Below are 6,951 nucleotides of genomic sequence, written 5' to 3'. Positions count from 1 at the left end.
AACTCAATTGTTGTTACTACAGACAAATCATCCTATTCAGAAGGTGATGTAATTTTAGTAACAGGAGAAGTAAGAGAGCTGTATTCAGGAACCCCAGTAAGTTTGATAGTTAAGAATGACAATGCAATTGTCGCTCTTGCTCAACTAACAGTAGGTGCTGATAAAAAATTCAGTACTGAAATTACTGCTGGCGGAACAATGAGAACAGCTGGAACTTATACAGTTGAAGTCACATATGGAACCCAAAATCGTATAGCAACAACATCATTTGAATTCGGAGGATCTACTACAACACCACCAAAGAGTGGTGGAGTAACCGACACAACTGTTTCAGTTGAAGGTTCAAGTGATTTGATAGGATACAAGATCACAGGCGGAAAACTACTAAGTATCATGCCTGATGTGGAATCAAATTCACTGATCGTATCTATTAGTGCTTCAAGCGACGGTTCATTGACCCTTACAATCCCAAGATCCATTTTGGATGCAACAATCGATGGTGAAGATGACGACTTTTTCGTCTTAATTGACGGAGAAGAAGTAGACTTTGATGAAACAACAACATCAACAGACAGAACACTCACCATAGCATTCCCAGCAGGTGCTGAGGAGATTGAAATAATTGGTACATTTGTAGTCCCAGAATTTGGTACGATCGCAGCTATGATTCTAGCAGTGGCAATTATCTCAATAATTGCAATTTCTGCAAAATCAAGACTTAGTATTATACCAAGATACTAAATTTCTTCTTTTTTCTATTTTTAAATATACATAAATAGCAATAATGCAGGATTGAATTAAGATGGAGTTTAAACGTTCTACAACATCAATGGCAATAGCCCTCATGGCACTGTCATTAATTTCTATGACCTCTATTCAGCAAGATGCTTTTGCCCAAAGTGCAGGCATGTCCATTACAGCAACAACTGAGAAATCAGGTAACATGATTACTGTTACAGGTAAGACAGTTTCACATTTCACAGATGTTACATTTTCTGTAATATCGCCAAGTGGAAATAATCTTGTAGCCGCATGGCAAGTCACACCAGATGCAAATGGTAATTTTGGTACTGAATTCAAAATTGGTCCAACATGGACTGAAAATGGATTCTATACCATAACAGCAAAACAAGGTAGTGCGTCACTATACACACTAGATGTTCTTGTTGAAGTAACAAATGGTATGACTTTAAGAAGTACTTCTGAAACACAGTCTAATTTGCAGGGAATTTTCAAACCAAATGAAAACAATGCTGCAACAGATAGAGGAATCATACTTGATGAAATAATTGTCGAGAATGGTTCTACAATGTTTGAGGTTACTGGAATGACAGACAGAGTGAGTCAAGATATCACATTAAAGGTGATCGCACCAAATGGAAATGTGGTAAAAGTGGCTCAAGTATCACCAATGCTTAATGGGGAATTCGCTACCGAAATTACAGTAGGGGGATCATTATGGAAACAAGATGGTTTTTACACTGTAACAGTACAACAATTTGACGATCCAAAATATACTGCTTCAACTCAAGTAGATATCAAAGACGGCGTCGTAGTACCAGAATTCGGTGCAATTGCAGCCATGATTCTAGCAGTAGCAATTATCTCAATAATTGCAATCTCTGCAAAGTCAAGACTTAGCATTATGCCAAGATACTAAGTTCACAACTTTTTTCTCTTTTTAAATATACATAAATAGAGACAGGTATAAAACGCAACAAGATGAACAGCCGTACGTCGTTCGCGCTACTAGCCATTTTGACTGCAGTCGGTACCTTAACTATGTCATCAGCATATGCCGCAGGAGATCTTCCTCAAGCATGTGTAGGATGTTCCATGGAAGATGCTAGAACAACAGCTAATGAGATGTTGCTTCGTGATATTCCAATATCTGTTTGGACAGATAAAACAGAATATGGTCACAATGACATGATTATGGTAAAAGGTCAAGTAGCAAATACTTCTGGATTTCCAGTAACAGTGACTGTTGTAAGTCCTTTAAACTCCATTGTTACAATTGATCAACTTGTTGTAGCTGAAGATGGTAGTTTTCAGACTTCATTAAATACAGCAGGTGCTATGTGGAAATACGACGGTACCTACACCATTAAAGTAAACTATGGCAATTCTGAAAAAAGTAACAGTGCCAAAGTTGAACTAACTGGTGGAGTTGTAACAGGTCCAGCAACACCAACACCAAGTAAATGTAGTGTTAATGAGATATCTGCAAATGGTCAATGCATACCATTCAGTATTTCAGGTGGAGTGGTAAAAAGTGCAACTCTCAATACTAATGACAAATCAATTGTCATTAACATCGACGCTAAAAATGATGGAACATTAACAGTAACCCCATCCAAAGAAATCCAAGATGGTATCTTCATGGTACTAGTTGACGGAGAACAATGGGATGATGTTGAAATTGACGGAAATAAAGTAACAGTCATGTTCTTAGCAGGCGCCGAAAAAATTGAAATAATTGGTACCTATGTGATTCCAGAATTTGGTGCAATCGCAGCCATGATTCTAGCAGTAGCAATTATCTCAATAATTGCAATCTCTGCAAAGTCAAGACTTAGCATTATGCCAAGATACTAAAATCACACAACTTTTTCATTTTTTCATTTTTTGATAGTAAGAGAAATATACAATTTCATATTTGTAAGTTCGTGGAGTTAAAAATATTCTATAGCATAATGGCAATACTGTTGATTTCAATTGGGACCGCATTTGCACAAGAATCATTAATTTCTGTTCAAACTGATGATAATAATTATGATGAAGGGGATACAATCGTAATCTCTGGAAAAGTATCTACAATTGTAGGCAGCACACCTGTAACATTACAATTATTTTCTGAGGGCAATTTAATAGATATAGCACAGATCACTGTAGCACAAGATGGGAGTTATTCTCATACAATTATTGCAGAAGGCCCATTATGGAAAAAAGAAGGAAACTATACAGTCAGAGTTTCATACGGAGAAGGAAATATTGCTGAATCAGAATTTGCTTATTCTCCAAAAACAACATCGATGGCAACAACAACCAATTTTGAAGTAGATGCTGGAAGCTACGGTACATTTGATGTGAAATATACCATTAAGGGGGGAACGATTAAAAATATGGTGGTAGATTCAGATATTTTTGCATTGATAGTACAAATTGATGCTGCAGATGATGGAACCATTACACTAGAATTGCCTAGAGAATTCATAGGTGCTGAAAAACAAGATGGCAAAGACGACACATTCATAATTCTAATTGACGGAATAGAAGTAGCTTATCAAGAATCAGTAGTACAATCAGAGTCCAGAATAATTACAATAAATTTTGAACAGAATGATTCAGATATTGAAATTATTGGAACCTATGTAGTTCCAGAATTCAGCTCTATTGTCATGATGATTTTAATTATTGGAATTACGATAACAATTCTAACCACTAGAAACAGATTCCAAATTACTAAGTTTTAGTAACAAAAGAGTATTTTTCTTTGAATGGTGAAAATGATCTAAGTTCTTCAACAATTTTTTTGAGAGTGCTAACTGTTTGTTCAATTTCATTTTCATTATTAAAAATCCCAATAGTTAATCGAAGAGAACCTGTGATCTGTTCATGTGAAAATCCCATGGCTTGTAATACATGTGAAGCTCTTTGTGTATGAACAGAACATGCAGAACCTGTAGATGCGGCAATTCCATATTCATCTAGTTTGATAATTAGATCCTCACCATTTACACCAAGAAATGTAAAATGAGCGTTGTTTGGTAATCTTGATTGTGGGTCTCCATTCAAAGTGACCTCTGGAATTTCATTCAATACTTTCTCGATAAGTGTATCTCGTAGTTTTTTCACATAAGACATGTTAGTATCTAAATTGTTTTTTGCAATTTCGCATGCTTTACCAAATCCAACAATATTTGCGACATTTTCAGTGCCTGAACGAAGGCCATGCTCTTGTCCACCACCTAAAATAACAGGTTCAATATCAATACCATTTTTTATGTATAACGCACCAACTCCTTTAGGTCCATTAAGTTTATGAGAAGATATCGATAGCAAATCAATACCTAGTTCTTTAACATCAATTTGGATTTTTCCAACTGCTTGAACAGCATCAGTGTGAAATGGAATTTTTCTTTCATTGCAAATTGTAGCAATTTCTGGAATTGGTTGGATGGTACCAACTTCGTTATTACCAAACATGATTGAAACTAGACATGTTTTTTCAGATAGGTGATTTTTCAAATCTAATGGATTTACCATACCAAATTTATCAACTGGAAGATAAACTACATCCACACCATTTTGAGTTAATTTTTTACACGGTTCTAATATTGCATCGTGCTCAATAGATGAGGTGATAATTTGACACGGGGTATTTTTTGTTGATATTCCTACCAACACCATATTGTTAGATTCAGTACCGCCAGAGGTAAGCAAAATTTCAGAAGGATCTGCATTGATTAATGATGCAATTTGTTTTCGTGCTTTTTCAATAGCTTTGTGCGCCAATCTACCATATCGATGAATAGAAGATGGATTTCCGTACTGTTCTTTAAGATATGGTAGCATTGAATCTAGAACATCTTCATGAATTTGAGTGGATGCGGCATTATCTAAGTAGATCAATCTGCAATCACGTTTATTTTTCCAGGTCTATATCCTTCGGGATCTACTCGAACAGTAGTAAAACCAATCATCTCAAATTTCTCGATGAGGTGTTTCAGGATATCATCATCAAACAAAGGGATCATTTCTTTATCAACTTCAATTTTTGCCGATCCATTTAGATCACGCACTCTAACATGATTTAGATTGGTAAGTTGTTTAACAATATTTTCTGCTAATTCAATTCGAGTTAATTTTTCAGCAGTAACTCTTTGACCCCAAGGAATTCTCGAGGCCAAACATGAGTTTGAGGGTTTGTCAAAAACAGATAGACCTACAAATTTTGCTGCTTCTCTAATTTGTGATTTTGAAAAATTGGTTTCTACAAGTGGACTTCTAATCCCATTTTGTTTAAGTGCTTCAATTCCAGGCCTATAATCTCCCAAATCATCAATATTTGTTCCATCAACAATAATCCCAATATTGTGTTTTTCAGCCAATTTTATCAAATGGTCTCCTAATTCCATCCTACAATGAAAACATCGATTTGAATCATTTTTTGTAAATTCTTCATTTTCTAATTCATTGTAATCCAGAAAGATCTGTCGAATTCCGATCTCAGAACATATTTTTTTTGCAGTTTCAAGTTCTTCTTTTGAAAGTGTTTTGTAATCAGCAGTAACTGCAATAGCCGAAGGACCTAATTTTTTAAATGCAGCGTATGCAACAAGAGCACTATCAACACCACCAGACAATGCAATCATTACTTTACCTTTGTTCTCAAACCAATTAACAAGATCATCAAGATGGGTCATTAGAGTTCTCCAATTTTTCAATCTCTTTTCTTAATAATGATTCTGTTTCTTTGATGGATTTATTCAAAATATTAGATATTTTTTTCAAGTCATCAAATTCTATTTTAAAATCAGTTTTTCCCTTATACGAAAATTGTTTATAATGTGTTTGAAAAGATTGCCCATTCAAAATTACGGAAACATCGTGAATTTTTCTAGGAATGATAAAGCGATTTGAATCTGAAATTCTAACCCCCAAAGTCCCAGTTTCTAACACTAAAACATCCAAAATATTATCAATATTTTCTTCAGTGCAAATTACAGATATGAGGTTAGTCAGTCTACCTTTCTTAGAAACTCCAGTATAAATTGAAACATCTCTTGCACCTTTCTCCATTATTTTTTCAATTAAATTTCCTAGAATTTCTCCGGAAACATCATCTACATTTGTTTCAAGTATTTTTACAGTGTCAATGTCAAAATTATTTTCAGAGCCTAGAACAATTTTCAAGACATTTGAAAAAGATTCAAAATTTTTCTGACCAGCACCATAACCTATTGAATCAATCTTCATTTGGGGGTAATATTCAGCAGAGTTCGTGGCTAAATTTACCAAAATACATGCACCAGTTGGCGTAGTTAATTCCTCGTTTGCATTATTTCCTTTTACAATTAAATTTGAATTTTTGAAAATTTCAAGAATTGCGCTTGCAGGGTTAGACATTGTTCCATGCGAGAAGGTTACAGAACCACTACCCACAGATATTGGAAGACAAACTATTTTTTGATCAAACAAGTCTAGTTCCTCTAATGCAATAGTAATTCCAACAATATCTACAAGAGTATCAATGCTAGAGGCTTCATGAAAATGAACTGAATCTTCAGAAATTCCATGAATTTTAGACTCTGAAGAAATCAGTGTATTAATGCAGGATTCTGCAAATAATTTTGCTTTTTTAGAAAGCCCAATTGCCTCAATAGAATCAATTATTGCCTTTTTGATTTCTACTCCTTTTCTTTCATTAACATCTTCATCAATTTCTAAAACTAGTTGAAGGGAGTCTACTCCGTGTTTCTGAATTTTTTGAAAATCAATTTTTTTGATGGAGGAACCTGAGAGAAATTTTTCGGCTTTTTTAATTCCATCATAAATCTTATTTTTATCAGCACCTAAATCAACCAAACTACAAAGAAGCATATCTCCAGAGATACCAGCAATCTGAGGATCTATTACAAGTACCATAATTCAAAATTATCAAAAATGCTTATAAATTCGCCTAATAATTAGTGAATTTCATTAGATTTAATTAATCAAAATCAACGGGTTTTTTCATGATTACAATAATTGGTTCGGGAAAAGTAGGCGGAGATGCTGCCTTATTCTCAGCATTAAAGAGATTAGATGATCAAATATTGTTACTAGATGTTGCTGAAGGACTTCCACAAGGAGAGGCAATGGATATCAACCATATGCTATCAGAACAAGGAATAGATGTAGAGGTAAAAGGTTCTAATAATTTTGCAGATATGAAAGGATCAAATG

The 6,951-nt window shown here is 34.5% G+C and carries 8 protein-coding genes; 5 read left to right on the top strand and 3 right to left on the bottom strand.

Going from position 1 to position 6,951, the window contains the following annotated elements:
• The 4 genes from BD31_RS00415 to BD31_RS00400 all read left to right on the top strand — a co-directional run.
• On the top strand, positions 1–741 hold a 741-nt coding region (locus BD31_RS00415), incomplete at its 5' end, for a PEFG-CTERM sorting domain-containing protein (RefSeq protein WP_008296809.1).
• 61 nt (positions 742–802) lie between these two features.
• A complete protein-coding gene (locus BD31_RS00410) occupies positions 803–1,660 on the top strand; it encodes a PEFG-CTERM sorting domain-containing protein (RefSeq protein WP_008296816.1) in 858 nt (285 codons plus the stop codon).
• A 122-nt stretch (positions 1,661–1,782) separates the two neighbouring features.
• Entirely contained in the window at positions 1,783–2,598 is an 816-nt protein-coding gene (locus tag BD31_RS00405; RefSeq protein WP_008296814.1) for a PEFG-CTERM sorting domain-containing protein, read from the top strand.
• A gap of 98 nt (positions 2,599–2,696) precedes the next feature.
• Entirely contained in the window at positions 2,697–3,476 is a 780-nt protein-coding gene (locus BD31_RS00400) for a PEFG-CTERM sorting domain-containing protein (RefSeq protein WP_008296802.1), read from the top strand.
• Here the strand turns inward: BD31_RS00400 and BD31_RS00395 are convergent.
• Genes BD31_RS00395 through larC form a run of 3 tightly spaced genes read right to left on the bottom strand, consistent with a single transcriptional unit; the run spans position 3,466 to position 6,651 of the window.
• Positions 3,466–4,635, bottom strand: a complete 1,170-nt coding sequence (locus BD31_RS00395) for a cysteine desulfurase family protein (RefSeq protein WP_008296804.1) — start codon at positions 4,633–4,635, stop codon at positions 3,466–3,468. The two genes, BD31_RS00400 and BD31_RS00395, sit on opposite strands and share 11 nt — an antisense overlap.
• A complete protein-coding gene (gene larE / locus BD31_RS00390) occupies positions 4,632–5,429 on the bottom strand; it encodes an ATP-dependent sacrificial sulfur transferase LarE (protein ID WP_008296806.1) in 798 nt (265 codons plus the stop codon). The genes BD31_RS00395 and larE overlap by 4 nt, the downstream gene beginning before the upstream one ends.
• The gene (gene larC, locus BD31_RS00385) at positions 5,416–6,651 is read right to left on the bottom strand and encodes a nickel pincer cofactor biosynthesis protein LarC (protein WP_008296812.1); all 1,236 of its coding nucleotides are present in this window, start codon (positions 6,649–6,651) and stop codon (positions 5,416–5,418) included. Before larC ends, larE begins: the two co-directional genes overlap by 14 nt.
• Before the next feature lie 89 nt (positions 6,652–6,740).
• On the opposite strand from larC, the gene BD31_RS00380 reads away from it, so the two are divergent.
• Positions 6,741–6,951, top strand: a 211-nt coding sequence (locus BD31_RS00380; protein WP_008296807.1) for a lactate/malate family dehydrogenase, incomplete at its 3' end; no start/stop codon positions are given.

This window comes from Candidatus Nitrosopumilus salarius BD31, assembly GCF_000242875.2.
Taxonomy (GTDB): domain Archaea; phylum Thermoproteota; class Nitrososphaeria; order Nitrososphaerales; family Nitrosopumilaceae; genus Nitrosopumilus; species Nitrosopumilus salarius.
Note: the sequence above shows the minus strand (reverse complement) of the source record. Positions and strands in the feature narration are given on the sequence as shown.